Here is a 24,446-nt window from a genome sequence, read left to right on the forward strand (position 1 = left end):
GGTCTCTTGGTAAAAATTAGTGGGTGTACATGCGGTCTACGCTGAGGTCTTCAAAGCCTAGCGAGCGGTAGAGATGCATGGCTGCCTGGTTGTCGTCATCGACATAGAGGACGATGCGCTCTAGCTGAGCCCCGTTCTCGGTGCGGTACTGCGCCAGATGGTTCATACCGGTGAGCGTGAGTGCCTTACCTAGCTTTTTGCCCTGCCATGCGGGCGAGATGCCTACCGCGTAGACCTCGCCTTCTTCTGCAGTTTCAACCTTGGTCCAGTGATAGCCCGCTAATCCGTTGGGCGCGTGGGCGATGAAGAACCCGCGAGCATCAAACCAGGAGCTCTCCATGCGCTGTGCTAAATCATCGTGGGTGAGCTTGCCCTGCTCCGGATGCGACGCGAACGCCGCTGCATTGAGGGTTAACCACGCGAGCGCGTCGGTTGCGGGTTCAAAGGTCTTGATGGCAATTCCCTCCGGCAAAGCCGCGTTTTTGGTCGCGTTCTCGATACGCGTACGGCTGTCATCGGTAAGAAGCACAGCCATCTTGTGCAACTCGCGCACAGGAGTAAAACCGTACTGCGAGGTGAGTTGTTCAGCGGCGCTCGCGATAGCATCACCTTCACCGGTGAGAACCTGATGAACCCAAGCCGTGTACTGCGAGAGGTTTTCCTTCCCCAGTGCTGAAATAACGAACGATACTGCCTGGGATGCAATACCGCGTCCACGATGCTTCGGTGAAACTGCACCTTCTAGTACACCAGCTGCATCCGGGGTGGGTACAACAGCTACCCACGCGCCTAAGATTTCAGAGTCGTCGTTGGAGATGAAGAAAAGTCGTGCTTTAGAAGCAGACCGGTTGTGAGTGCCGTCGGTACGCGCTGCGCTTTCTTGGCGGACAGCAACAAGAGTTTGCTCAGAAAAAGCAGAGGTACCGTCGTGTGCAGTGACTGCATCAACAAAGGCCTCGAACTGTGCAAGGTGCTTAGCGCTCATATCGCTTTCTAGCGGGGTAAGACCCAGATGCTCAGTGTGCATAGTATTCCTTCGTTGATAGCTCTTGCTTACCTATTTACTCTACCCAAAACCAAGAAAATAAAGGTAAATAGAGCCGAAGTTACGCTAGAAGGTTTACTTAGATGTCATCTTTCGACGAAGAACGCGGAGCGTTGAAACTGTAACCCACATTTCGCACGGTCGAAATCATGTGCTCGTGGTCAGGTCCCAACTTTGAGCGCAACCTACGAATATGAACGTCCACGGTGCGCGTGCCACCGTAATAGTCGTAGCCCCAGACCTCCGACAGCAACTGAGCGCGGGTAAACACGCGTCCTGGGTGCTGAGCTAAAAATTTCAACAGCTCAAATTCTTTGTAGGTGAGGTTGAGCGGGGCCCCTGCCAGGCGGGCAGTGTACGATGCCTCATCGATAGTTACCTCGCCGCTGCGAATAATGGAATCGTCAGGTTCTTCTGGCAGGGAATGAGCAGATGCTAAGCGTAGGCGAGCCTCAAGCTCAGCGGGGCCGGCGGTGTCAAGAATAATATCGTCAACTAGCCACTGACTAGAAACCGCAGCCATACCGCCTTCGGTTAGAACCATCAACAGCGGAGCGGTAAGACCCGATGATTTGAGAAGTTGAGCAGTGTTGCGCGCCAGCACTAAGGCATCGCGGGCGTCAATCAAAATCACGACACCCGCATCGCGATTAAGGACGCTTGAGTCTGTAGATAGCGGAAGGATCGTCACCCTGTGGTTCAGCAAATCAAGGGCAGGTAAAACCTCACCGCTTGTATAAGCAGTATCTGATAACAGCATCAGATGGGTCATGTTTCACCGCCAGCCTACTTTTAGAAGAATCTTCTAAAGACACAATTTCCAAAATTAATACTACAAAACACAACCGCGAACCTTTAGAAAAAGCGTTTCACAGAGCAAGATGGTGTGTAATAAAGTTTCACCATTCACCGCACTCAGTGCCCAAGGCGAAAGACGGCAGAACTCATCGTGACTCATACTGAACACTCAGATGCACAGACCACCAAGTTGCGTACCTTCGTTCCTGAGCTCAAGCAGATTCGCGATAAGCAGCGTCGCAAGATGTATGAGGGTCGTATTGGGGCTATCGGAGCATCACCTCAGTCGCGCTACCGTCTAGTGGGTATTGCTGCGTGTGTGACTCTGCTGGCTGTAGTGGTTGCCTCTATTATTCATCCGTATGTTTCGGCAGCGGTCTGTTTGGGCGTTGTGGCACTGGTCGCTGGCGGTTGGCCTGCGGCCACTGGCGTGGCTGAGCTCCGCGGAACCCATAGAATTTATCAGCACTCCACGATCATTCTGCTCTCCGGTGTGGTGTCGGTGGTGCTAGCACTGACGACTCCCTCAGCTGATCGCTTGGCGATGCTGCCACTGGTGGCAGCGGTAGGCATCGTCTGCAGCTTTCTCGTTGAACTGGTACGCGGCGAAGGGTCTAAAGGACGCCTGGAGTCCACTATTTCTTGTGTCACGGGTGTGCTCGCTTCTGTTTCTGCCGCTGGCTGGGTTGGCATTTCACGCATCTATGACACACCGGGGGGAGCCTTGCCGATTCTATTGACCGGCGTCATCTTCGCTCTTTTGGTGGGACTAATTGGTTTGCGCATCATCTCAGCAGGTCCTAAAGAAGGGCCCCGTCGCGGCGCCTTAACACTTGGCGTAACACCCGTAGCATTTATTGGCGTTGTCGGTTACACAAGTGCGACCTTTCTCACCTATGTGCTAGGGTAAAACCATGATTCAAGCACTAGAAATTCTCTTCCTCTGCCTGCTGGGTGGAGCATTTGTATTCATCTTCGGTGGTATGGCTGCAGTTATTCGCGGTCTCTTCCGAGGTCAGAAATAAATCACCTTTTACCCGAGTGGGGTTGCTAGCGAAGTAGCTGGCAACCCCATTTTTTGTGCCCATTTACGGCAGCGGGGTGTGATGCGCGGATCGCGCGGGTGTGTTTATGCTCCCAAACCGTCAAAAATTATCTTGCAGTAGTGCAAAAGTTGCAGAAGTGCATTTAGTATTGGTGAGTCTTAAATAGTTTTTCACCTACTTCAAAGTGAAGGTTTAAATGTCAGTAGCCCCCGCGGAGCGTGCTTCAACAGCATCCGCACAACCGGTGATGACACAGCGCCAGATTACGCTTGTCATCGTTGGCCTCATGGCCGGCATGTTTCTGTCATCTCTCGACCAAACCATCGTCTCCACCGCAATCCGCACCATTGGCGATGATCTTCACGGTCTAGAGCAGCAGGCGTGGGTAACCACCGCCTACATGATCACTTCTACGATCTCAACGCCGATTTACGGCAAGCTTTCCGATATCTTCGGTCGCCGCCCTCTGTACCTTTTCGGTATTGGCGTTTTCATTCTGGGCTCTTTGCTTTCATCATTCTCTACATCGATGATGATGCTGGCGGCTTTCCGAGCTTTCCAGGGCATCGGCGCAGGCGCTCTCATGTCGCTTCCTATGGCGATTATGGGCGATATGCTCGCTCCTCGTGAACGTGCAAAATACCAGGGTTACTTCCTGGCTGTCTTCGGTATTTCATCAGTGCTGGGCCCGCTCATCGGCGGTGTTTTCGCCGGTGCTGACAGCCTTCTCTGGGTGACCGGCTGGCGCTGGGTTTTCCTGGTGAACGTGCCGATCGGTATTATCGCGCTCGGTATGGTCTGGAAGTTCCTGCACCTGCCTTCATTCGGCAATAATGCCGCTAAGCCGCGCATCGACTGGTGGGGTGCAACGTTCGTTATTGTTGCTCTCGTTCCCCTCTTGCTGGTTGCTGAGCAGGGACGCGAGTGGGGCTGGGGCTCTACCGCATCAATCGCCTCCTATGTTGTCTCCGGTCTTGGCCTGATTGCTTTCTTGATTGTTGAATCCAAGATGGGGCAGGATGCGATTATTCCGCTTCACCTCTTTGGTAACGGTACTTTCTCGATGTCAACCATCCTAGGCTTCTTGGTGGGCTTTGCGATGTTCGGCGCGATGATGACTATTCCGCTGTACTTGCAGATTGTTGTGGGCTTGACTCCTACTGAATCAGGTTTGGCAACGCTACCGATGATGGCGGGCATTATGCTCTCATCGATTGTTTCCGGTCAGATTGTGTCTAAGACCGGTAAGTACCGCATCTTCCCGATCATCGGTACCTTGTTGGTTACTGCCGGTTATTACTACTTAACCTTCTTGACCGTTGATCGCCCCCTGTGGTTCTTGATGATCGGTATGTTCATCATTGGTTCAGGTATGGGTCAGCTGATGCAGTCATTGACTTTGGCAACTCAGAACGCTGTGCAACCGCGCGATATGGGTGTTGCGACCTCAGCTGCTACTTTCTTCCGTCAGATTGGCGGCACCATGGGTACCGCGGTTCTGTTGTCAGTTTTGTTCACCGCTATGCCCAATAACATCATGAGCGCTATGAGCAATGAAGATGATCTTCGTTCGGCGTTGGATGCTGCGACCAATCCGGCTGTGGCTTCAGCTCCTGAGAATGCCGGCATCATGGATCAGATGTGGAACAAGATTGTTGATCCTGTTAAAAGCAATATTCAGACCCAGCTTGATGGTGGAGCTAACCAGGCAAAGGCTGCCGCTGATCAGGCTGTGCGTGATCAGGTAACCGCTGCGGTTCAAGGACGCGTGGACTCCGGTGAGATTCCGGCAGAGGCTGCGCAGGGCATCATTGACCAGCAGGTTGCTGAAAATCAGGGTGCAGCTGAAGAGCACGCGCTGAGCGCTGCCGCTGAACAGGCTCATGCAACTGTTTCAAACGGTACCTTGACTGTTGACTGGGCTAATGACGATCAGCGCGCCTACTGGGTTGATCAGATCGCTCCTCAGATCTCAGAGGAAATTTCTAACAACGCTGATTCTGACAGCGAAAATTCCGATGATTCTGCATCAACGTCGGATACTTCATACCTCGATGGTGCAGACTCACGTTTGACTCGCCCGTTCATGCGCGGTTTCACCGAGTCAGCTGTAACGGTGTACTGGGTAGGCTTTGTCGCGATTTTGGTCGCGTTCATCCTGTCGCTGTTCTTCAAGGTTCCGCCGCTGCGTAACTCATCAGCACTGCAGGAAGCCGCCGATAAGCATCATGCCGATAACCGCGAACCCGAGGCAGTGACCTCAAGTAACGTCATCGTTGCCGAGACGGTTGCTCCCGGTACCGCGGCGCAGGCGATCGTTGCAGGAGGTATGGAAGATCCTGCAAAGACCGAAGACAAGGTTGAATCTAAGCCTTCAGCATCCCGCGATTTCACCTACTCGGATGCGGCTCCCGTTGCAGCTGTAGTAGCGCCCGCGCCGGAAATTGCAGACCGTGAGGCCGTGCGCGCTCACGACAGCCGTGCGACCGCAGAAGAACCAGCAGAGCAACCGGTGTATAACGTGCGCGTTGTACCTTCTGCTGATCACTCGGCACCGGCGCAGCGCATTTCAACGGAAAGCATGATTGCGCTTGCCACCTCTACAATGTCGATGATTGTTGCAACTATTGCCTTGATTAAATCAAGCAAGAAGTAACAACTTTTCGACACAAGCGGCCAGAGCCCCAGGCGGTTCTGGCCGCTTTTTCGCATCCTGAGAGAAACGTTGTGAGGCCTGTTCACCGCAGGGATAACTCTCTGTGCCAGCCTAGAGCGTCGTAATAGACTAGAGACATGGCTATTGAAATTCCTTCAAATCTTTCACCCGAACTCGTACCGCTTTCTTGGATGCTTGGCACCTGGGAAGGTACCGGTTCCCTCTGGTACAAAGGCGAGGAGCAGACTCCTTTCGGTCAGATCATTACCTTTACTCAAGACGGTTTGCCCTTCATCGAATACCGCGCGGAGTCTTTCTTGCTTGACGATGACGGCAACAAATTGCGTCCTATTTCTGTCGAGACAGGTTTTTGGCAAATTGACCGCGAACAAAAAGACGGCGACGTTGGCCCCGGTCTGGTAGCGGCAGATATCGTCCCCGAGTTTGCAGACGCAGAATCCGTCGAAAAGCTGCGCAACGCTGACGACGGCTTCAACATCATGGCAACCATCAGCCACCCCGGCGGCATCAGCGAAAATTACGTGGGCATGGTTAATGGCCCCGTTGTGCGTATGCAGACCGGTAACCTCATGCGCGATGAAATCTCTAAAGAATACGCGGGATCTGTTCGCCTGTGGGGTCTTGTAAACGGCAACCTCATGTGGGACTGGGAAACCGCCAATCCCGAGACCAAGAAGCTCGAGAAGCACGCATCCGCAGAACTGCGCAAGACCTCCAGCATGAGCGGTGAATCGCTGGGTACTACCATGTTCGGCTCACTGGATGAGAGCGAAGAAAGCAACGACAAATAATGAGTGATTACGTCAGCCCTTTGATGCAGCGATACGGCACGTTCTCTGCAACGGGAGCGGACGCTGGTGTCGCGGCACACTATGGCGATCCAATGCGTGAACAGCGCCGTTTGGCACGCGCTACCGATCAGCCCGTTATCGTTGATTTTTCTCATCTGGGTGTTGTAACAGTCACCGGTGCTGACCGAGCGAGATGGTTGACCACCTTGTCATCCCAGGTCATGACTTCTCCCGATGTTGCTCGGGGCAGTGAGTTGCTTTTGATGTCGGTTCAGGGGCGCATTGAGTTTTACGCTCACGCCGTTGAAGCTCACGACACCGTGTGGCTAATTGTCGAACGCGACCAGGCTCAGCCGCTCACTGATTTTTTGAACAGCATGAAGTTCATGCTGCGCGTTGAGATTGAAAACCGCACAGCAGAGTACGCGGTAGTGGGATCAACTCAGAACATGGCCCAGCTTGATGCTGCACCCGATACTTTGAAGGACGCAGTAACCTGGTGCGACCCTTGGCCTGGCATCGTCACCGGTGGCTTCAGCTATGCTGCAACCGACAATCACCCTGGAACGGAACGCAACTGGTATCTGTATATTCTTCCCGCTGAGCACCTTGAGGCTCTGGGGGAGAGCTGCGAACTAGCCGGTACGTGGGCTGCAGAAGCACTACGCGTAGAGGCATGGCGTCCTCGCGCAGCTTACGAAGTCGATGAGAAAACAATTCCTCACGAGCTCGACCTCATGCGCACCGCTGTCCACCTCAATAAGGGGTGCTATAAAGGTCAGGAAACCGTGGCACGCGTGCACAACCTGGGTCACCCGCCGCGCCGTCTGGTCTTTCTGGACCTCGACGGCACGGAGCATACACAGCCTCCGGTAGGTTCAGTGGTGTATGCGGGAACCAAGAAGGTCGGACGCGTCACCTCGGTAGCCTTGCACCACGAGGCAGGACCAATCGCGCTTGCAGTTATTAAGCGAAACGTAGATCCTAAGGCGCAGTTGATTGTTAGTGAAGAATCGTTAGCTGATGACGGTGAGGAGAACGCACCTACTGTCGACTACGCAGCCTCACAGATGGTGATTGTTGCACCCGACGCCGGTCAGGTTGTCGGACGTCGAAATATGGGAGACTTCCTCCGCTAGGAGCCTAACAGCCCTCTAAACTGCAAAAGAAAAGCGTCCGCACTCACTACCGAGTGCGGACGCTTTTCTATAACTTCCTAAAAGAGCCTTGGCTTAGCGGCCGAAGAGAACCTTAGCCTCCTCCCAGCGGTGCTGGGGAACGGTCTTAAGACCGTCGAGTGCCTCTGAGAAGTCAACACGCTTGATATCGGTGCCCTGCAGAGCAACCATCTTGCCCCATTCCTTGTCATGGATCATGTCGACAACGCCCATGCCCAGGCGGGTTGCAAGCACGCGGTCAAAACCGGTGGGGGCGCCACCGCGCTGGATGTGACCCAGGGTGGTGTTACGGGTTTCGATGCCGGTGATGCGTTCGATTTCGTGGGTGACGTATTCGCCGATGCCACCGAGGCGGGGACGACCGTCCTTCTCTACGCCCTTGTCGTGCATTACTTCTTCGAAACCTTCGGGAATGAAGCCCTCAGCAACAACAACGAGCGGTGAGCGGCCGCGGTCGTGTACTTCTTTGACCCACTGTGAAACCTGTTCCATGGAGACCTTCTGCTCGGGAATCAGCACAGCGTGAGCACCTGCTGACATACCTGAGTGCAGAGCAATCCAGCCTACGTGGCGGCCCATAACCTCTGCGACCATGCAACGGTGGTGTGATTCGCCGGTGGTGCGGATGCGGTCCATTGCGTCGGTTGCGATGGAAACAGCGGTGTCGAAACCGAAGGTGTAGTCGGTTGCCTGAAGATCGTTATCGATGGTCTTGGGAACACCAACAACGGGAAGACCCGCGTCAGCCAGGCGCTTTGCACCAGCGAGGGTGCCTTCACCACCGATAGCTACGATTGCATCGATGCCGTTCTTTTCAAGCATGATTTCGATGTTCTCGGGGCCACCGTTGCCATCGAAGGGGTTAGTGCGTGAGGTGCCGAGGATGGTGCCACCTTGGCGTGCCAGACCGCGAACCTTGGTACGGGGGAGATCCATGTAATCGCCCTCTACAACACCGCGCCAGCCGTCGCGGAAGCCTACGAATTCGTAGTCGTATGTTTTGATGCCGTTGAGTACAGCACCGCGAATAACAGCGTTGAGGCCGGGGCAGTCGCCGCCGGAGGTGAGCAGACCGATCTTCATGGGAGGATCTCCTAAAATTTTCCAGGTGGAAATGGTTGATGTTGGCACCGTGATGTGTGTTTGTAATCTTTTTGCACGAGTTTTCATCTTGTGCGACGACTGTAAACACCAATGCCAGTTGGTTTCTATTGTAGTAAATCTGTTGTTATGTGGGTAGCTGTGGGAGTGGTTGTTGAGTATGAACTTTCACTCTGCATTAGGTGTATTTTTACCTAAACAAACCGCGGGGAAGCAGTGGGGTTAGCGTAATACTTCAGCATTGTGGCAAGAATGTATGGATTCGATGCCGACAGTCGCTACGATGAGGCGAGCCCTAATATCGAGTTGAGATGATGTTGACCATTCTCAGCATGTCACGCAAAGCAGGTAAATCATGTCGAATGACCGTCCCACCTATGCTCTCAATGACCCCATCCAAAAATCAGCATTGGTGACAGTACGTGATGGCAAGCTTTTGGTGGCTCGTAGCTATGGCAAGGACACGTTTTACGTGCCCGGCGGTAAAATCGAGACTGACGAAACCGCTGAGCAGGCTTTAGAGCGAGAGGTTCAGGAGGAGCTGGCAACGAAGCTAGTTGAAGAATCCGCGGTCGAGCTCGGCGTGTTTACCGGTCAAGCCCACGGTAAGCGCGAAGGTAAACAGGTCAATCTTCACGCTTTTGCGGCCGTCCTTGAGGGGTCTCCGCAGGCGTCCGAAGAAATTGAAGAGCTGCGGTGGGTGGGCGCCGCAGAGGCAGAGCAGGTTTCATCTGCCGGGCAGTTGATTCTTGCTGACCTCGCCAAAAAGTCTGTGGTGACCGGTGCTGCTAACCCGCGTCGTGCTGTGCTTTTTGACTTGGACGATACCCTGTTTTTAACGCGTGAGGTCAAGTGGGAGCACCATCGGTTTGTTGCTAAGGATTCTTTCGGTATCGACCTGACGGACGAAGAACTCACCGAGCACTGGGGTAAACCGTTCGAAGAAATGATCGCCCTGCTCTATGGCGGACTGGGAACACCCGAGGAACGTCTTGAGGCCAATAAAGCTAGCAATGAGCGTTTTCCTAAAAAGCCTATCGACGGTGCATTGGACGCGGTGAACGAACTGCTGGATCGCGGTATTGCGGTGGGAATCATTACATCTACAGTGACGGAACGAGCGGTCGCTGAGTTGACACGCCACGGATACCCGATGGATCGCCTTTTGCTGGTGCAGGGAGCTGATCTTACTGACTTCCATAAGCCTGATTCTCGCGTCTTTGGCAGAGCGTCCAAACTTTTGAAGGCGTTAGGGAAAACCGAGATTACCTATGTTGGCGACGCACTGACAGACGAGCAAGCGGCATTGGATGCCGGGTTCAACTTTGTTGCGGTAACCACCGGTCTTTTTGAAGCTGATGACTTCAGCTCTCGCAGCACTGTTCTATCGGATCTCAAGAATCTGCCTGAGCTTTTCGCATAGACCTTATCCATGGATAAGGAACAAAATAGCCTCTTGCCAGCACAAAGTGGCAAGAGGCTATTGTTTGGAAAGAAACAGTTTACTTGGCGGTTGCCAAGAGCTTCTGGATGCGTCCTACGCCTTCTGCGAGGTCGTCATCGCCGAGTGCGTATGAAAGACGCAGGTAGCCTGAGGGCCCAAATGCTTCGCCTGGAACCACAGCAACTTCTGCTTCGGTCAAAATGATTTCGGCAAGCTCAGCTGAGGTCTTCGGGGTCTTGCCCGCGATTTCCTTACCCAGTAGCTCACGCACATCCGCATACACGTAGAAGGCTCCCTTAGGAGTGGGGCAGTGGACACCCTCGATAGCGTTGAGAGCTTCGACGATGGTCTTGCGGCGGCGATCAAATGCTTCGTGCATCTTGTTGACGGCATCCAGTGAACCTGAAACTGCGGTGAGCGCTGCAATCTGAGCTACGTTGTTGACGTTGGAGCTCAGGTGCGACTGCAGGTTGGTTGCTGCTTTGACAACGTCGGTGGGGCCAATCAGCCAGCCCACCCGCCAGCCTGTCATAGCGTAAGTCTTTGCTACGCCATTGAGGATGACGGTGTTCTCAGCCAATTCGGGAACGGCTTTAACAATGGAAGTGAAGGGAACACCGTAGTAGGTGAGGTGCTCGTAGATTTCGTCGGTGAGAACAAAGATGCCCTTAGCCAATGCCCACTCACCGATAGCTTTGGTTTCTTCGGGAGTGTAAACAGCGCCGGTGGGGTTAGACGGAGAAACAAAAATGAGTGCTTTCGTCTTTTCGGTGTAGGCTTCCTCGAGCATCTCGGGGGTGACCTTGTACTCAAGCTCAGATCCGGCAAAAACTTCAATGGGGTTACCACCGGCTAGGCGGATTGCCTCGGGGTAGGTCGTCCAGTAAGGAGCGGGCAGCAACACATCGTCGCCCTCATCAATGACGGTTGCAAAAGCTTCGTAGACTGCCTGCTTGCCGCCGTTAGTAACAATCACCTGAGCAGGATCAATGTCGATGCCTGAATCACGCTTGGTCTTCTCAGCGATTGCCTTCTTGAGCTCGGGCAAACCAGCGGCGGCTGTGTAGCGGTGATTTTTGGGGTCACGAACGGCTTTAGCTGCTGCTTCGACAATGTAGTCGGGAGTGGGAAAGTCAGGTTCACCCGCGCCGAAGCCAATAACCGGGCGTCCTTCTGCTTTTAGAGCCTTAGCTTTGGAGTCGACAGCCAAGGTCGCACTCGGAGCAATCGCCGCAATCCGGCGTGAAATTCGTGATGACATGGGACGCTCTCTTTCCGTGGTGCACGTTTCTAGCGGTGCGATAACAGTAATGTCCGTGGTTAAAAGCATAATGATGCGCGCGGAGCGGAGCGTGTATTGTCGCGGTGAAATACCGCAGTGAGACATAATCAACTGTGTTTTGGCGGGCCGCAGGGGCGCAATAGGGTGTGCGGCGCAGAACGCTGAGACCAGCTGAATTGCAAAATATTTTTTTATCCCTTAGAGTTGTACCTGTTGTTCGCAACCGGACAACTGTTTTATGTCCTGTATCAAGACATAAACCCTAGAAGTAATTAGTACTTCAAAGGGCGGTGGCTCAATTGGTAGAGCAGCGGTCTCCAAAACCGCAGGTTGCAGGTTCGAGTCCTGTCCGCCCTGCTTCCAAGCCTCAGTTATATTATTTTTTCAAGCGGTTCATCTGGCGCGATATCCGCTCATGAATCAACGAAAGGGGCGTCGCATCTATGGCTAAGTCTGTTGTTGCTTCTGCCGGACGCACACCCGAAACTGACAAGCGTCGTGGATTCTTTGGTCGCATTTTGCAGTTCTTCCGCGAAATCATCGCAGAACTCAAAAAAGTTACTACTCCCACTAAAAAAGAACTGGCTAACTATGTAGCTGTTGTTCTGGTATTTGTGGTTTTCATGATGCTCCTCATCTTTGGTCTTGACTACCTCTTTGGTCAGGCAGCATTCTGGATTTTCGGTAACGGAGATATGCCTGGCGCTTAGCGTTGAGTGCTTAAGTTACCGAAATAATTTAGACTTGAGTTTAGAGATTTAGACTTAACTGAACGAACTAAGAACCTTCGTTACATTTTGTGTGTAACGCGAGGTTCTTTCAGTATCACGGAAAGCAGGCAAAAGTGTCCGACCAGGAACTTTCACCCGAAACCGAAGAAGTTGTAGAGACTTCTTCTCAGCACACCGAAGAAATCGACGCGGAGCCAACCGGCGCCGAAGAGCCCGCTGAGGCTGTTGAGGTAGCTGCTGCTCAGGTAGCGGAAGAAACTGAAGATGCGCCTGCAGTGGATCCGATGGAAGAATTCAAGTCCAAGTTGCGTCGCCAGGAAGGTGAATGGTTCGTCATTCACACCTACGCTGGCTACGAGAACCGCGTGAAGACTAACCTTGAAACCCGCGCTCAGACCTTCAACGCCGAAGAAGACATCTTCGAGATTCAGGTTCCGATGGAAGAGGTCATGGAAGTTAAGAACACTTCCAAGAAGCTCGTTCGTCGTGTGCGCATCCCCGGTTATGTTTTGGTTCGCATGAACCTGACCGATGAGACCTGGGGTGTTGTCCGCCACACTCCCGGTGTGACCGGCTTCGTGGGCCAGGACGCTTACAACCCTGTGCCCTTGCGCTTGGATGAGGTTGTTGACATGTTGGCTCCTGTCTTCGAAACCGAGCAGGCCGACGCAGGCGAGGCACCTGCGGCTGCACCCCAGTACGAGACCGGCTGGGAAGTTGGCGAGGCTGTCACCGTCAAGGAAGGCCCGTTCGAGGGTATGCCCGCGACCATTTCAGAAATCAAGCCCGAATCATCCTCAATGGTTGTTCTTATTTCTGTCTTCGAGCGCGAGACCCCCGTGACCCTGAACTTCAACCAGGTCACCAAGATGTAAAACTTTTGATGCGAAAGCCCCACTCCCTGTTCAGGGAGTGGGGCTTTTGTAGTGGTAAGGGCGGTTACTCGGATAGTTGGTGTGAAGAAAAGAACACCGGAGGAATTCAGCTTTCATTGGTTTTAAAACCTTAAAACCACTATGATAGTTAGTTGCATGTGTTCGCTCACGCTTAGCGGACTCATGCAGGGCAACCGCGCCACGGTTGCCAACCGCCAACGTCACGCTCCTGTGCGTTGGTTCCACAGCTAAGAAAAGGACGCTACATTGGCTCCCAAGAAGAAGGTCTCAGGCCTCATTAAGCTGCAGATTCAGGCAGGCGCTGCTAACCCGGCTCCTCCCGTTGGTCCCGCATTGGGTCAGCACGGCGTGAACATCATGGAGTTCACCAAGGCTTACAACGCTGCAACTGAACACATGCGCGGCAACATCGTTCCGGTTGAAATCACCGTTTACGAAGACCGTTCATTCACCTTCATCACCAAGACCCCTCCGGCGTCAGGCCTCATCAAGAAGGCTGCTGGCGTTGCTAAGGGTTCAGGTGTGCCCCACACCAACAAGGTTGGTTCAATCACCGAGGCACAGGTTCGCGAAATCGCTGAAACCAAGATGCCCGACCTCAACGCGAACGACATCGATGCAGCTGCAAAGATCATTGCAGGCACCGCTCGTTCAATGGGTATCGAGGTTAAGTAAGGCCTCCCGTAGCGCAAGCTACACTTGAAAATTTTTAAGCGCTTACACCTACATGAGTGTGAGCATGTGGCAGGGCCCGCGCGGCTCATAATGACCACAACTGCATAAGGAGATAAGCAGATGGCAAAGCGCAGCAAGGCGTACAAGGCAGCTGTAGCCAAAATTGAAGAGGGTAAGTTCTACACCCCTGCAGAAGCAATTGCTCTTGCGAAAGAAACCTCTTCAACTAAGACCGACGCAACCGTTGAGGTGGCTCTTCGTCTTTCAGTTGACCCCCGTAAGGCTGACCAGATGGTTCGCGGTACTGTAAACCTGCCTAACGGCACCGGTAAGACCGCTCGCGTCGTAGTTATTGCTGAAGGCGATAAGGCAGCTGAAGCAGAGGCAGCAGGCGCAGATTTCGTTGGTTCAGACGAACTGATCGCTAAGATTGCTGGCGGCTGGGTTGACTTCGACGCAGCAGTTGCAACCCCCAACCTGATGGGTAAGGTTGGTCGTTTGGGTAAGGTTCTTGGTCCTCGTAACCTCATGCCGAACCCCAAGACCGGTACCGTCACCATGGACGTTACCAAGGCAGTTAACGATATCAAGGGCGGTAAGATCGACTTCCGCGTTGACCGTAACTCAAACCTGCACTTCATCATTGGTAAGGCATCATTCTCAGAAGCACAGCTTGTTGAGAACTTTGAAGCAGCACTTGAGGAAATCAACCGCCTCAAGCCCTCATCATCAAAGGGTCGCTACATCTCAAAGGCTACCGTTGCTACCACCTTCGGCCCCGGCATTCCCGTGGACCCCTCAGAGGTTGCAGCATAATCTACCTTTGTAGATTAGAGCTTTTATAAAAATCCGGCGTCTTTCCTGTAGGGGAGGGCGCCGGATTTTTATTACTGAAACAGTCTGAGGTTTTGGGGATGTGCGTACGTTCGAAGGCAAGTACAGTAAGCGGCGAACTGGTGGGTCTGGCATGAATCGCCTCATGAGCGAAGCGAATCAGGCGAGAAGGATTGTTTGCCGCTTGCTGTACTTTCCGCGGGTAGCACTCAGCGAATGTACTTCAACGGCTTTCGATAGCCGTTCTATTTTTAGGTTTCTTCGGACTGGCAGCGAGCCTCATCCACAGACGCCAGCATCGTAACTCCGCCACATTTAAGTGATTAACCGCGCTTAAACGATGAAAGTGAGCATTCCAGCTTGTCGGCTCGCCCTTTCTGTGGTTTGATAGAAGAACCAAAGACCGCTGGTCTATGCCTTCTTCATCAGAAGTTTGGCAGAGAAGAGTTCGAAAGAACCGCCCGCGTAGGTGATGGACAAACACAAACGGTTTTTAGAAACCGAAACTACTATTGTGTTCTACCTCGTCGCTTACGCGCCGGGGTTTTTTTATTGCCGAAAGGCTCAAAAGAACTCGGCCAGCGACCAAGAACGGAAGGAATACTATGGCGACAGCAGAAAAGGCAGCTGCGGTTGTTGAGCTGAAGGAACGCTTCGCAAGCTCAAACGCAGTAGTCCTCACTGAGTATCGTGGTCTCTCAGTAGCAAAGCTCAAGGAGCTTCGCCGCGCACTGGGCGCAGAGACTGAATATGCCGTGGTGAAGAACACCCTTGCTGGTATCGCAGCAAAGGAAGCTGGCATCGACGCATTCGAAGGTCAGCTTGCAGGTCCTAGCGCAATTGCATTCATCAACGGTGAATTCATTGACGCTGCAAAGGCACTGCGTGACTTCGCCAAGGAAAACCCCCAGCTGATTATCAAGAGCGGTTACTACGAAGGTGAAGCTCTCGATCAGGCAGGCGTTGACCGCTTCGCAAGCCTCGAATCACGCGAGGTTCTGCTGGCAAAGGTTGCAGGCGGCGCAAAGGGTGCACTCTCCAAGATTGCACGCACCGTGGATGCACTGCGCATCAAGCTCGAAGAAACCGAAGGTGCAGCACCTGCAGCAGCAGAAGAAGCACCCGCAGAGGACGCAGAGTAATTCTGATCCGCTGATTTTTCAGCTTCGCTCGGCACGATGCTCGAGCAAACCCAAAGATTTTTCACATGTAGGTACATTACCTACACCTGATAAAGAAGGAGCCTAACAATGGCTAAGCTTTCCATCGAAGAACTCATTGAAGCATTCAAGGAACTCTCACTCGTAGAGGTTTCAGAATTCGTTAAGGCATTTGAAGAAGAATTCGACGTAACCGCAGCAGCTCCCGTTGCAGTTGCAGGCGCAGCTGGCGGCGAAGCAGCAGCTGAAGAGAAGGACGAATTCGACGTAATCCTCGAATCAGCAGGCGACAAGAAGATCGCAGTGATTAAGGAAGTTCGCGCACTTACCTCACTCGGCCTCAAGGAAGCTAAGGACCTCGTTGACTCAGCTCCCAAGGCTATCCTCGAAGGCGCTTCAAAGGAAGACGCAGAAAAGGCAAAGGAACAGCTCGAGGGCGCAGGCGCAACCATCACCCTCAAGTAATTCCATTACTTTTCGTAGCGTTTTCGCTGTTCTTACGCACAGGGCGGTATCACCTTACGGTGGTGCCGCCCTGCGGCTTTTAACTGTGGTATAGCCCAAACTCGCACACATGGGTACAGTGCTTGATAGCATTTTGCATTAAACGAAGTATATTGCCTAGTCAGACCCTCAATGCGAGAGATCTTTGAAGGTTATCACCCTGCTTATAAGAGCGACTTATCACGTTGAGAGGTGAGCGTTGAACGAGTAGAGTATTGACTCTTGCACGAATATGACAAACGATTGACATATTGAAGGATTGACACCACTTGAGCATCTACGCGCCGCGTCCTGACGCCGATCAGCTACTTCTGGATTCAGAGCAGGTTTACACCGACTATGTTGAAACCGTGAGTGCTGACCCGGAGTATCCTAAACTCCATCTGGCTCCGCCTGTAGGGCGTCTCAACGATCCCAACGGTCTTATTTATGATGACGGCGTTTACCACGCTTTTTACCAGTACTCGCCGTTGCACCCTACCCGCGCTGTCTTCTGGCGTCATGCTGTCAGTACTGACCTCACCAACTGGAGCGATCAGAAAACGGCGATTGCACCGATTAGCTGGTATGACAAGTCGGGATGCTATTCTGGCTCGGGTTTTGTGGCCCCCGACGGATCTTACGAGTTTTTCTACACCGGTAACGTCAAAGATGAGATGAACAACCGTAGTGCCTATCAGTCGATGTTTACCTCAAATGACAAAGGTAAAACTTTTGAGCGCGAAGAAAACAACCCGCTGATTTTTGACCAGCCAGAGGGGTACACCGCTCATTACCGAGACCCCCACCTTGTAGAGCGCAACGGCATCTACTACGCCTTTTTGGGTGCGCAGCGCACTAATAATACTGGCGCTGTGGTGTGCTACTCGTCCTCGGATCGACGCGAGTGGACGTTTGAGGGAGAAATCGAATTTTCGGACACTTCAATCGGCGATATGAGCTACATGATTGAATGCCCTATTTTCTTGACCATCACTGACACTGCTACCGGTGTAGAAAAAGATATCTTTATTTTCTGCCCGCAGGGTATGCAACCCGATGGCGATAAGTACAACAACATCTATCAGTGCGGTTATGTGGTAGGGAAGCTTGATGGCCTGAAATTCGACATTGAGCAACCTTTTACCGAGATCGACGCCGGTTTTGAGTTCTACGCTCCGCAAACTGTTCACGCCGCGGATGAAGAGCATGATGCTCCCGTGCTGATGGGCTGGTTTGGTAATGCTGAAGAAGACGATCATCCCAGCTGGGAAAACCGTTGGGTTCATATGCTTACTTACCCACGCGAACTCGAGCTTCACAACGGAAAACTTTTTCAGTGTCCGGTCAAACAGCTCGATGAGGTCTTGCCCCTGCAGGCAGCACAGATGAGCGAGGACGGAATTCTGGCTGATGTTCGTGGTCGCCGCCAGTTCCGCCTCAAAGGCACCCTCAACGTGGGGGAGCACAACGTGCAGCTGGGGCTCCGTGACGAAAAAGGCGAGCCTGTGGTTATGACTTTCGGGCAGGACTTCGCGGCTCTCGACCGCGGATTCGCTCGCTATCAAGCGGGCGGCCCTATTCGCCGCCGGATGCTGACTCCCAGCAACTCGCGTCAGTTTGAGATTCTCTTTGACGGCTCTGCTCTTGAAATGTTTGTGGACGCCGGAGCTGAGGTTTTCTCGGCCCGCATCTATCTAGATGGCGCACCGCAGGCTGTCTTTGTGCGTCCTCCCGAACAGGGCGGAGTACCTTCGGTAGAAAATCTGAGCGTCGCGTATTTGGAAGATTAACCAGTCTTTGACTATGTGCCGGGTCACTGCCACGGGGCAATTTTCGGTATTCTGGGAATGTGTTTGATGAGACAAACGTTTGACACTTCCTACTGAAAGACCGATTGATGGTAGATCGCACACCCCACGCAAACCCGGCACAGCTGTATGCAAATGCAGAGCATGAATACCGCACCTGGCATGAAACCGTTATTAATGACCCCGATTATCCGGTGCTTCATCTTGCGCCTCCTGTGGGGCGTTTGAATGATCCTAACGGTTTGTTCTACGACAAAGGTATCTACCACGCCTTCTATCAGTATGCGCCTACGCATCCTGAGCATCAGGTGTTCTGGCGTCACGCAACCAGCACTGATTTGTTGCACTGGCAAGATGATAAAAGCGCTATTGATCCCGTTGACTGGTATGACAAGCGAGGTTGCTACTCGGGGTCGGCATTTATTGCGCCCGATGGCACCTACGAGTTCTACTACACCGGAAATGTGAAAGACGAGAACGAAGTTCGATCGTCATACCAGTGTCTAGTGACTTCAGATGACGAGTGCGAAACCTTCGTCAAACAGCACGATGTTAACCCGCTGATTATGTCTCAGCCTGAAGGGTACACCGCGCATTTTCGCGATCCCAAAGTTTGGGAAGAAGACGGCAAATACTATGCCTTGTTAGGTGCTCAGCACGATGATTTGACCGGTGCGATTCTCAAGTATTCATCGGATGATCGTCGTAATTGGACTTTTGACGGTGAAATTACGTTTGACAAGCCCTTCGAGCAACACATGGGCTACATGTGGGAGTGCCCGGCTGTCGCCCGCATGACCGATACCGCTACCGGCCAGGTACGCGACGTTTTGATTTTCAGTCCCCAGGGCATGGACGCGACGGGTAATCACTTTACCAACCTTTATCAGTGCGGCTACGTAGTGGGCGAGCTGAACGGCACGCACTTCACGCTGGATTCAGAGTTCATTGAGCTCGATGCCGGTTTTGAGTTTTATGCACCGCAGCCTTTTTACAACATTGAGGGCGAAAACGGTGAAATTACTATCGGCGCGTGGTGCGGTTTGTCTGATCAAGATATGCATCCCAGCTGGGAGAACCACTGGTTGCACTGCCTGACTCTTCCGCGCATCTTTACTCTGACGAATGGACGCATTGTGCAGCGTCCTGCTGATCAAATTAACGATGAATTGACGCTGAACGCTACTGAATTCATCGACGGTGAAGTTGCCGCGATCAAAGATCAGCGAGTATTTAGAGTCAGCGGCACTGTTGATGTTTCTAACGGTCCCGTGAGCCTGGAGTTGCATGATCAGGCGGGTAAGACCATGTACGTGACCTTTGCTGAGAAGTCGGTGGTTATGGACCGCTCCGGTAATCGTTACCTGGCTGCTGGCAAGACTCGCACAGCTGATCTTTCTGCGAAAGCTGAGCGTACCTTTGACCTCATCGTTGACTCATCGGTTGTAGAAATCTTTATCGATGGGGGAGAGACTACTTTCACCGCGCGTTGCTACTTCAACGATGATTCCCGCACGCTAAAATTCACGAACGAATTTTCCCAGGATGCGTCTTCGCAGGTCAGCGACCTGAAGTTTGCCGCACTGCAGAAGTAGCGAAAATAAGTTCAGAATCTGGCATAAATTCTGCGGTAATAATCTGCCTCACTTTGATACGTGACGGCAACCACGTGCTAGAGTGTCAAACGATTAGCATATTTGATGCTGAACCTGCATCACTAACCTTGCCTTCTCTTGTTGCAACAGGAATCGGCAAAATGCACTGTACAGAGGAGAAGACATGGATCATAAATCCGTGGCAGAGCGCGTTCTGACGAACGTCGGCGGGCTCGATAACATTCAGGCTGGTGCGCACTGTGCAACCCGTCTGCGCCTCGTCCTCAAAGACGAAGGCCTGATCAATCAGGCTGGTCTGGATGATGACGATGATTTGAAGGGTACCTTCAACAACTCGGGCCAGTTCCAGATTATTGTCGGTCCCGGCGATGTCGACGAGGTCTACAAGGTGATGGCTGCCCGCGGCATGAAGCAGGTCAGCAAAGATGAGCTGAAGTCAGTTGCTGCCTCAAAGGGCAACATTCTGACCCGTTTTATCAAGGTCATCTCCGACATCTTCCTGCCCCTGATTCCGGTGCTGGTTGGTGGCGGTCTCTTGATGGCTATCAACAATGTGCTGGTTGCTAAAGATCTCTTTGGCCCCCAGTCACTGGTTGAAATGTACCCTGCATGGACCGGTTTCTCTGAGATTGTTAACCTGATTTCAGCAGCGCCGTTTGCTTTCTTGCCCGTTTTGGTGGGCTATTCAGCAACCAAGGTGTTCGGCGGTAACCCCTACCTGGGCATGACCATGGCAGCTGCTATGGTGTCGCCGGCACTGGTTAACGGTTACGGCGTAGCTGCTGCTTTGCAGGACGGCACCATGACCTACTGGGACGTCTTTGGTCTGCAGGTTCAGCAGGCAGGTTACCAGGGCACCGTGCTCCCCATCATTTTGGTGGCATTCATCCTTTCGCACCTTGAGAAGTTCTTCCACAAGGTACTCAAGGGCGTTGTAGACTTTATTTTCACTCCCACTCTTACCCTGCTGATTACCGGCTTCTTGACCTTCCTGCTGGTTGGTCCTCCCATGTTCAAGCTCGGTACTATGCTGGGCGACGGCATCAACTGGTTGTACAACACTGCAGGACCTTTGGGCGGTCTGATCTTTGGTCTGTTCTACTCACCGATTGTTATCACCGGTTTGCACCAGTCATTCCCCGCTATTGAGCTTCAGCTCTTTACCCAGGGTGGCTCTTTCATCTTCGCAATTGCTTCTATGGCTAACGTCGCACAGGGTGCAGCTGCTTTGGCAGTCTTCTTGACCACCAAGGACAAGAAGCTTAAGGGTGTTGCGGGTGCATCAGCTCCTTCAGCTTTCTTGGGTATTACCGAACCTGCAATCTTCGGTGTAAACCTGCGCCTGCGCTGGCCTTTCTTCGTGGCAATGGGCGCGGCAGCTGTAGGTGGTCTTTTGGTTGCTCTGTTCGGTATTAAGGCAAGCGCCCCCGGTGCTGCTGGTTACCTGGGCTTCCTCTCCATCATTCCTAACGCTGGCTGGGGCTGGGGCGGCTTCTTCATCGCTCTGATCATCACCACTTTGCTGTCATTTATCGTCAGCTTCATTATGGGTAAGCGTAAGTTCGCCGGTCAGGCATCTGAGAAGGATGCTGAAGTTGCGGCTCTCAACGCGGCACCGGCTCACACTCCTGCTGGCGGCTCTGTTGCCGCTCATACCGAAGCAGCTAGTTCAGAACGCGCAACCACTGAAAACGGTGCAACCGCAGGCGCTGGTGTGGCCACCGCCGCCGCTGCAACCGGTGTTACTGGCGTAGCGTCCGCGACTTCAGGTGAGGTCGTAGAACTCGGCGCCCACCTTAACGGTAAGGCTCTGGAACTCTCACAGGTTTCAGACCCCACCTTTGCATCCGGTGCTCTTGGCCCCGGCGCCGCTATTGAACCTACCGAAGGCAAGCTCTACGCTCCTGCAGATGGCAAGGTTACCGTGGCGTTCCCCACCGGCCACGCAGTAGGTATGCGTACCGAAACCGGACTCGATTTGCTCATGCACATTGGCTTCGACACCGTTGAACTCGATGGCAAGCATTTTGATCTCAAGGTTGCTAAGGGCGATACAGTTAAGCGTGGTGACGTCCTGGTTGAATTCGACCCCCAGGCAATTGCTGCCGAAGGCTATCCGCTGGCAACTCCGTTGGTGATTACCAACGCGAAGAAAGCTGTGCAGGGTTCATCCCTCACCGCGGGCGTTGCTCACAACGGTAACGTAGTAGCTGGTAGTGACTTCTTGAGCGTTACTAAGAAGTAACAACCTTATTTTCACGCAAAAAGTGCTGGCATACTCACCAGCGTATGCCAGCACTTTTTGTCTACCGAGAGAAAAACTTTTCGAAAACTGGAAAAGCGGTGTAACCCAACAAAGCACCAAAATCAGAAGTTACCGGAATGCTAAAATCGTGATAACACGCATCCGACTTATTATTTTTTGTTGACGACGCGTAATACTCAATGAAGCATCAAGGAGGCCCCTATGGCTGGCTTTTTCTCAAAACTTTTCGGTGGCAAAGAAGACACCGCCCCTACCGCAACTGAGCAACCTCCCGTTCAATCGGGTGGCGAGATTGTTACTCTTGGCGCTCACTTGACCGGTACAGTCCGCGAGCTTTCTGAGGTTTCAGATCCCACCTTCTCAACCGGCGCTCTCGGCCCCGGCGTGGCGATTGAACCCAGCGAAGGAAAGCTGTATGCACCCGCTGACGGTGTACTGACGGTAGCTTTCCCCACCGGTCACGCTGTAGGTATCCGCACCGACGAAGGTCTTGAGCTACTAATTCACATTGGTTTCGACACCGTTGAACTTGACGGTCAGCATTTCGATATAAAGGTTGCTAAGGGTGATATCGTCAAGCGCGGTGACCTTCTTGTAGAATTCGACGTAGATCAGATTAAGCGTGCCGGCTATGAGGTGACCACTCCTTTGGTAGCAACCAACCACCGTCGATTGGTCACAGGAACATCACTGGCTGATGGCGTGAGCACCGGTAGCCAGACCGTTCACGGTGCTGATCTCGTGACATTCTCCATCGACGCGAGCGCATAATACAAAATTTTTCGAATAAAGCAGGACGTTCTCGGAGCGTCCTGCTTTTCTGTATTCATCGGTATATTAAAATCTTTTGACGTATATTCCCCTTCCCCACAAAAACCACGCGAAAAGAGAATAGATGAGCGAGCAGATAATTATTCGCCAAGCAACTAAGGCCGATCTACCGGGGGCTGTCGAGGCGCTGGTGGATGCCTTTAAAAAGGATCCGGTGATGAGCCGGGCTTTAGGCGGACAGATGAGAATTCGTCGTTCGCGAGCTCTCTTCACTTTTCAGATTGAGCATCATTTTGCTCAGGAAGAGTACGGCATTATTGACGTAGCCGTGGATGATCAGGGTACTGTGCTGGGGGCGGCTCTGTGGGAATCTCCCCAACGTAAAAATGATCTCATGAAAGATCTTCACTCGGTGCGCGGTTATGCTAAAGCGCTCAAGCTGGGCCTTGCACGAGCTGCACTGGTTGAAGTGGGGCTGTTGCGCGCGCGTCCGGTCTTTACCCACTGGTACCTGTACTGTGTAGGAGTGCACGGGAGCGACCGAGGTAAAGGAGTAGGCGGAGCTCTGCTCGAATATCGTTGTCAGCAGCTAGGGGAGTATCCTGCCTACCTTGAAGCATCAAATTATGACGCGGCGGCGCTGTATCGGCGCCACGGTTTTATTGAGATGGGCGGTTTCGGCAAGCTGAGCAACGCTGTGTTGGGGATGTGGCGTCCCTCGCCGGTGTCGGCTATCGACAAAAACCGGGGTAAGCGTTAGGGCAGTCGTACTGTGGTTCCCGGCCGAAAGACGGTCGGGAAAACATCGTTTTCGAGGCGGGATTCATCGGCCATGACCTCGTGCGGAGTTGAGGACTCCATTGCTTCTACGAGTCGCTCTACTGCCCTTTCAGCCATATCTTCAATGGGCTGAACAACGGTAGCAAGGTGCGGAAGTAACGAGTGAATAGCCTGAGTGCCGTCGAAGCCTACTACTTGGAAGTCCTGCGGAACTTTTTTCTCCTGTACTTGAGCCCAGTTCAGCGCGTAGGCTGCGTACGTATCGTTCGAACCAAACACAGCATCTACCTCGGGGTGCTGGTCAAGGTAATCGGTAATTGCCCTATTTTTGGCAGCGCTCTCAGACGCGAAACCCACCTCTAAAATACGAGGTTCGAGATTGTTCTCCTGCATGACATCTAGGTAGCCTCGCTGACGCTGATTCGTATCAGACCGTGTAGAGGTAATGTGCACAATATGGCGCGCCCCCGCATCAATAAGAGCCGAGGTAGCCTTGCGTGCCCCGCCGTAGTTATCGCACCGAATATTGGGATAGCGCTGGCTCTGCTCGCGATCAATCGTCACCAGAGCAGAACGCAAGGTGGGGTAGTTGGCGATAGCATCGGAATGAGCGCCGGTAATAACACCATCGACGTGATGCGAAAGCAACATATCAATGTAGTCGCGTTCGCGCTCGGGATGATCTTGGCTATTGCATAAAATCACCCTGTACCCGCGATCGGATAGCCGCTCTTCAAGGTACGTTGCCATCGCCCCGTAAAAAGGATGCGCGACTGTCGGGAAAATCAAAGCAACGATTTTGGTTTTCTTGTTCTGCAAAGAACGCGCGATAGCGTTGGGGCGGTAGTCCAACTCCTGCATCGCTGCGAAAACTTTCTGCTTAGTTTTCTCGCTCAAATAGCCGCGGTTGTTCAGCACGCGTGAGACGGTGGTGGGCGATACGCCAGCGATAGCCGCAACGTCTTCTAATGTTGGATTAACCATGGCTACTTTCTGCATCGAAAACTAACTCAGCCATTATATGCGGTGGTAAGCCTCACCCGAGCTTCGGAAAGCAGGCT

At 52.9% G+C, this 24,446-nt stretch carries 21 protein-coding genes and 1 tRNA gene; 17 read left to right on the plus strand and 5 right to left on the minus strand.

The genetic code is table 11. The annotated features are described in order from the left end of the window. Window positions 1-16: 16 nt before the first annotated feature. Window positions 17-1,027, minus strand: coding sequence for a mycothiol synthase (gene mshD, locus HF984_RS04670; protein ID WP_168614522.1), 1,011 nt, complete (start codon window positions 1,025-1,027; stop codon window positions 17-19). 97 nt (window positions 1,028-1,124) lie between these two features. Further along, window positions 1,125-1,817 carry a winged helix-turn-helix domain-containing protein gene (locus HF984_RS04675; RefSeq protein ID WP_168614523.1) on the minus strand — a complete coding sequence of 231 codons (693 nt, stop codon included), beginning with the start codon at window positions 1,815-1,817 and terminating at the stop codon, window positions 1,125-1,127. 177 nt (window positions 1,818-1,994) lie between these two features. Between HF984_RS04675 and HF984_RS04680 the strand changes: the two genes are divergently transcribed. The 4 genes from HF984_RS04680 (at window position 1,995) to ygfZ (ending at window position 7,496) form a co-directional block, all read left to right on the plus strand. Continuing rightward, the gene (locus HF984_RS04680; protein WP_168614524.1) at window positions 1,995-2,753 is read left to right on the plus strand and encodes a hypothetical protein; all 759 of its coding nucleotides are present in this window, start codon (window positions 1,995-1,997) and stop codon (window positions 2,751-2,753) included. Window positions 2,754-3,085: 332 nt separating this feature from the next. Further along, window positions 3,086-5,545: an MDR family MFS transporter gene (locus HF984_RS04685; RefSeq protein WP_247596464.1), complete on the plus strand. Its 2,460-nt coding sequence runs from the start codon at window positions 3,086-3,088 to the stop codon at window positions 5,543-5,545. 137 nt (window positions 5,546-5,682) lie between these two features. Beyond that, the gene (locus HF984_RS04690; RefSeq protein WP_168614525.1) at window positions 5,683-6,357 is read left to right on the plus strand and encodes a heme-binding beta-barrel domain-containing protein; all 675 of its coding nucleotides are present in this window, start codon (window positions 5,683-5,685) and stop codon (window positions 6,355-6,357) included. Continuing rightward, window positions 6,357-7,496 (plus strand): CAF17-like 4Fe-4S cluster assembly/insertion protein YgfZ, encoded by a 1,140-nt coding sequence (ygfZ, locus tag HF984_RS04695; protein WP_168614526.1) that lies wholly within the window; start codon window positions 6,357-6,359, stop codon window positions 7,494-7,496. Before HF984_RS04690 ends, ygfZ begins: the two co-directional genes overlap by 1 nt. Window positions 7,497-7,589: 93 nt before the next feature. Here the strand turns inward: ygfZ and HF984_RS04700 are convergent, their stop codons facing one another. After that, complete coding sequence (locus tag HF984_RS04700; protein ID WP_168614527.1) at window positions 7,590-8,618, minus strand: 6-phosphofructokinase; 1,029 nt, start codon at window positions 8,616-8,618, stop codon at window positions 7,590-7,592. A gap of 373 nt (window positions 8,619-8,991) precedes the next feature. On the opposite strand from HF984_RS04700, the gene HF984_RS04705 reads away from it, so the two are divergent. Further along, window positions 8,992-10,059: an HAD hydrolase-like protein gene (locus tag HF984_RS04705; protein WP_168614528.1), complete on the plus strand. Its 1,068-nt coding sequence runs from the start codon at window positions 8,992-8,994 to the stop codon at window positions 10,057-10,059. Window positions 10,060-10,138: 79 nt separating this feature from the next. Here HF984_RS04705 and HF984_RS04710 read toward each other — a convergent pair whose 3' ends face one another. Then, window positions 10,139-11,341, minus strand: coding sequence for a pyridoxal phosphate-dependent aminotransferase (locus HF984_RS04710; RefSeq protein WP_168614529.1), 1,203 nt, complete (start codon window positions 11,339-11,341; stop codon window positions 10,139-10,141). A gap of 305 nt (window positions 11,342-11,646) precedes the next feature. On the opposite strand from HF984_RS04710, the gene HF984_RS04715 reads away from it, so the two are divergent. From HF984_RS04715 to HF984_RS04770, 12 genes are all read left to right on the plus strand, one after another. Then, a tRNA-Trp gene (locus HF984_RS04715) sits at window positions 11,647-11,719 on the plus strand. A gap of 86 nt (window positions 11,720-11,805) precedes the next feature. Next, on the plus strand, window positions 11,806-12,072 hold the full coding sequence (secE, locus tag HF984_RS04720) for a preprotein translocase subunit SecE (RefSeq protein WP_168614530.1): 267 nt from the start codon (window positions 11,806-11,808) through the stop codon (window positions 12,070-12,072). A 134-nt stretch (window positions 12,073-12,206) separates the two neighbouring features. Next, on the plus strand, window positions 12,207-12,968 hold the full coding sequence (gene nusG, locus HF984_RS04725) for a transcription termination/antitermination protein NusG (RefSeq protein WP_168614531.1): 762 nt from the start codon (window positions 12,207-12,209) through the stop codon (window positions 12,966-12,968). Between the two features lie 267 nt (window positions 12,969-13,235). Next, entirely contained in the window at window positions 13,236-13,664 is a 429-nt protein-coding gene (gene rplK / locus HF984_RS04730) for a 50S ribosomal protein L11 (protein WP_168614532.1), read from the plus strand. A 120-nt stretch (window positions 13,665-13,784) separates the two neighbouring features. Next, on the plus strand, window positions 13,785-14,480 hold the full coding sequence (gene rplA / locus HF984_RS04735; protein WP_168614533.1) for a 50S ribosomal protein L1: 696 nt from the start codon (window positions 13,785-13,787) through the stop codon (window positions 14,478-14,480). Window positions 14,481-15,103: 623 nt separating this feature from the next. Then, the gene (rplJ, locus tag HF984_RS04740; RefSeq protein WP_168614534.1) at window positions 15,104-15,640 is read left to right on the plus strand and encodes a 50S ribosomal protein L10; all 537 of its coding nucleotides are present in this window, start codon (window positions 15,104-15,106) and stop codon (window positions 15,638-15,640) included. A gap of 108 nt (window positions 15,641-15,748) precedes the next feature. Then, window positions 15,749-16,123: a 50S ribosomal protein L7/L12 gene (rplL, locus tag HF984_RS04745; RefSeq protein WP_168614535.1), complete on the plus strand. Its 375-nt coding sequence runs from the start codon at window positions 15,749-15,751 to the stop codon at window positions 16,121-16,123. A 308-nt stretch (window positions 16,124-16,431) separates the two neighbouring features. Continuing rightward, window positions 16,432-17,934 (plus strand): glycoside hydrolase family 32 protein, encoded by a 1,503-nt coding sequence (locus HF984_RS04750; RefSeq protein ID WP_168614536.1) that lies wholly within the window; start codon window positions 16,432-16,434, stop codon window positions 17,932-17,934. A 107-nt stretch (window positions 17,935-18,041) separates the two neighbouring features. Continuing rightward, window positions 18,042-19,547: a glycoside hydrolase family 32 protein gene (locus HF984_RS04755; protein WP_168614537.1), complete on the plus strand. Its 1,506-nt coding sequence runs from the start codon at window positions 18,042-18,044 to the stop codon at window positions 19,545-19,547. A gap of 184 nt (window positions 19,548-19,731) precedes the next feature. Then, window positions 19,732-21,813, plus strand: coding sequence for a sucrose-specific PTS transporter subunit IIBC (locus HF984_RS04760; protein WP_168614538.1), 2,082 nt, complete (start codon window positions 19,732-19,734; stop codon window positions 21,811-21,813). A gap of 222 nt (window positions 21,814-22,035) precedes the next feature. Continuing rightward, entirely contained in the window at window positions 22,036-22,605 is a 570-nt protein-coding gene (locus HF984_RS04765; RefSeq protein WP_168614539.1) for a PTS sugar transporter subunit IIA, read from the plus strand. A gap of 124 nt (window positions 22,606-22,729) precedes the next feature. Beyond that, window positions 22,730-23,365, plus strand: a complete 636-nt coding sequence (locus HF984_RS04770) for a GNAT family N-acetyltransferase (RefSeq protein WP_168614540.1) — start codon at window positions 22,730-22,732, stop codon at window positions 23,363-23,365. On the opposite strand, the gene HF984_RS04775 is transcribed toward HF984_RS04770, so the two are convergent. Then, window positions 23,362-24,369, minus strand: coding sequence for a LacI family DNA-binding transcriptional regulator (locus HF984_RS04775; RefSeq protein WP_168614541.1), 1,008 nt, complete (start codon window positions 24,367-24,369; stop codon window positions 23,362-23,364). The genes HF984_RS04770 and HF984_RS04775 overlap by 4 nt on opposite strands. Between the last annotated feature and the right edge of the window lie 77 nt (window positions 24,370-24,446).

The organism is Rothia terrae (genome assembly GCF_012396615.1).
Classification (GTDB): Bacteria; Actinomycetota; Actinomycetes; order Actinomycetales; family Micrococcaceae; genus Rothia; species Rothia terrae.

Bases quoted from the DNA above. Each gene is read 5' to 3' on its own strand.
- HF984_RS04765 (WP_168614539.1), top strand. From the start codon at position 22,036: ATGGCTGGCTTTTTCTCAAAACTTTTCGGTGGCAAAGAAGACACCGCC.
- HF984_RS04775 (WP_168614541.1), bottom strand. From the start codon at position 24,369: ATGGTTAATCCAACATTAGAAGACGTTGCGGCTATCGCTGGCGTATCG.
- HF984_RS04755 (WP_168614537.1), top strand. From the start codon at position 18,042: ATGGTAGATCGCACACCCCACGCAAACCCGGCACAGCTGTATGCAAAT.
- HF984_RS04690 (WP_168614525.1), top strand. From the start codon at position 5,683: ATGGCTATTGAAATTCCTTCAAATCTTTCACCCGAACTCGTACCGCTT.
- HF984_RS04700 (WP_168614527.1), bottom strand. From the start codon at position 8,618: ATGAAGATCGGTCTGCTCACCTCCGGCGGCGACTGCCCCGGCCTCAAC.
- HF984_RS04710 (WP_168614529.1), bottom strand. From the start codon at position 11,341: ATGTCATCACGAATTTCACGCCGGATTGCGGCGATTGCTCCGAGTGCG.
- secE (WP_168614530.1), top strand. From the start codon at position 11,806: ATGGCTAAGTCTGTTGTTGCTTCTGCCGGACGCACACCCGAAACTGAC.
- ygfZ (WP_168614526.1), top strand. From the start codon at position 6,357: ATGAGTGATTACGTCAGCCCTTTGATGCAGCGATACGGCACGTTCTCT.
- HF984_RS04760 (WP_168614538.1), top strand. From the start codon at position 19,732: ATGGATCATAAATCCGTGGCAGAGCGCGTTCTGACGAACGTCGGCGGG.
- HF984_RS04685 (WP_247596464.1), top strand. From the start codon at position 3,086: ATGTCAGTAGCCCCCGCGGAGCGTGCTTCAACAGCATCCGCACAACCG.
- HF984_RS04770 (WP_168614540.1), top strand. From the start codon at position 22,730: ATGAGCGAGCAGATAATTATTCGCCAAGCAACTAAGGCCGATCTACCG.
- rplJ (WP_168614534.1), top strand. From the start codon at position 15,104: ATGGCGACAGCAGAAAAGGCAGCTGCGGTTGTTGAGCTGAAGGAACGC.
- rplL (WP_168614535.1), top strand. From the start codon at position 15,749: ATGGCTAAGCTTTCCATCGAAGAACTCATTGAAGCATTCAAGGAACTC.
- mshD (WP_168614522.1), bottom strand. From the start codon at position 1,027: ATGCACACTGAGCATCTGGGTCTTACCCCGCTAGAAAGCGATATGAGC.
- rplA (WP_168614533.1), top strand. From the start codon at position 13,785: ATGGCAAAGCGCAGCAAGGCGTACAAGGCAGCTGTAGCCAAAATTGAA.
- HF984_RS04675 (WP_168614523.1), bottom strand. From the start codon at position 1,817: ATGACCCATCTGATGCTGTTATCAGATACTGCTTATACAAGCGGTGAG.
- HF984_RS04705 (WP_168614528.1), top strand. From the start codon at position 8,992: ATGTCGAATGACCGTCCCACCTATGCTCTCAATGACCCCATCCAAAAA.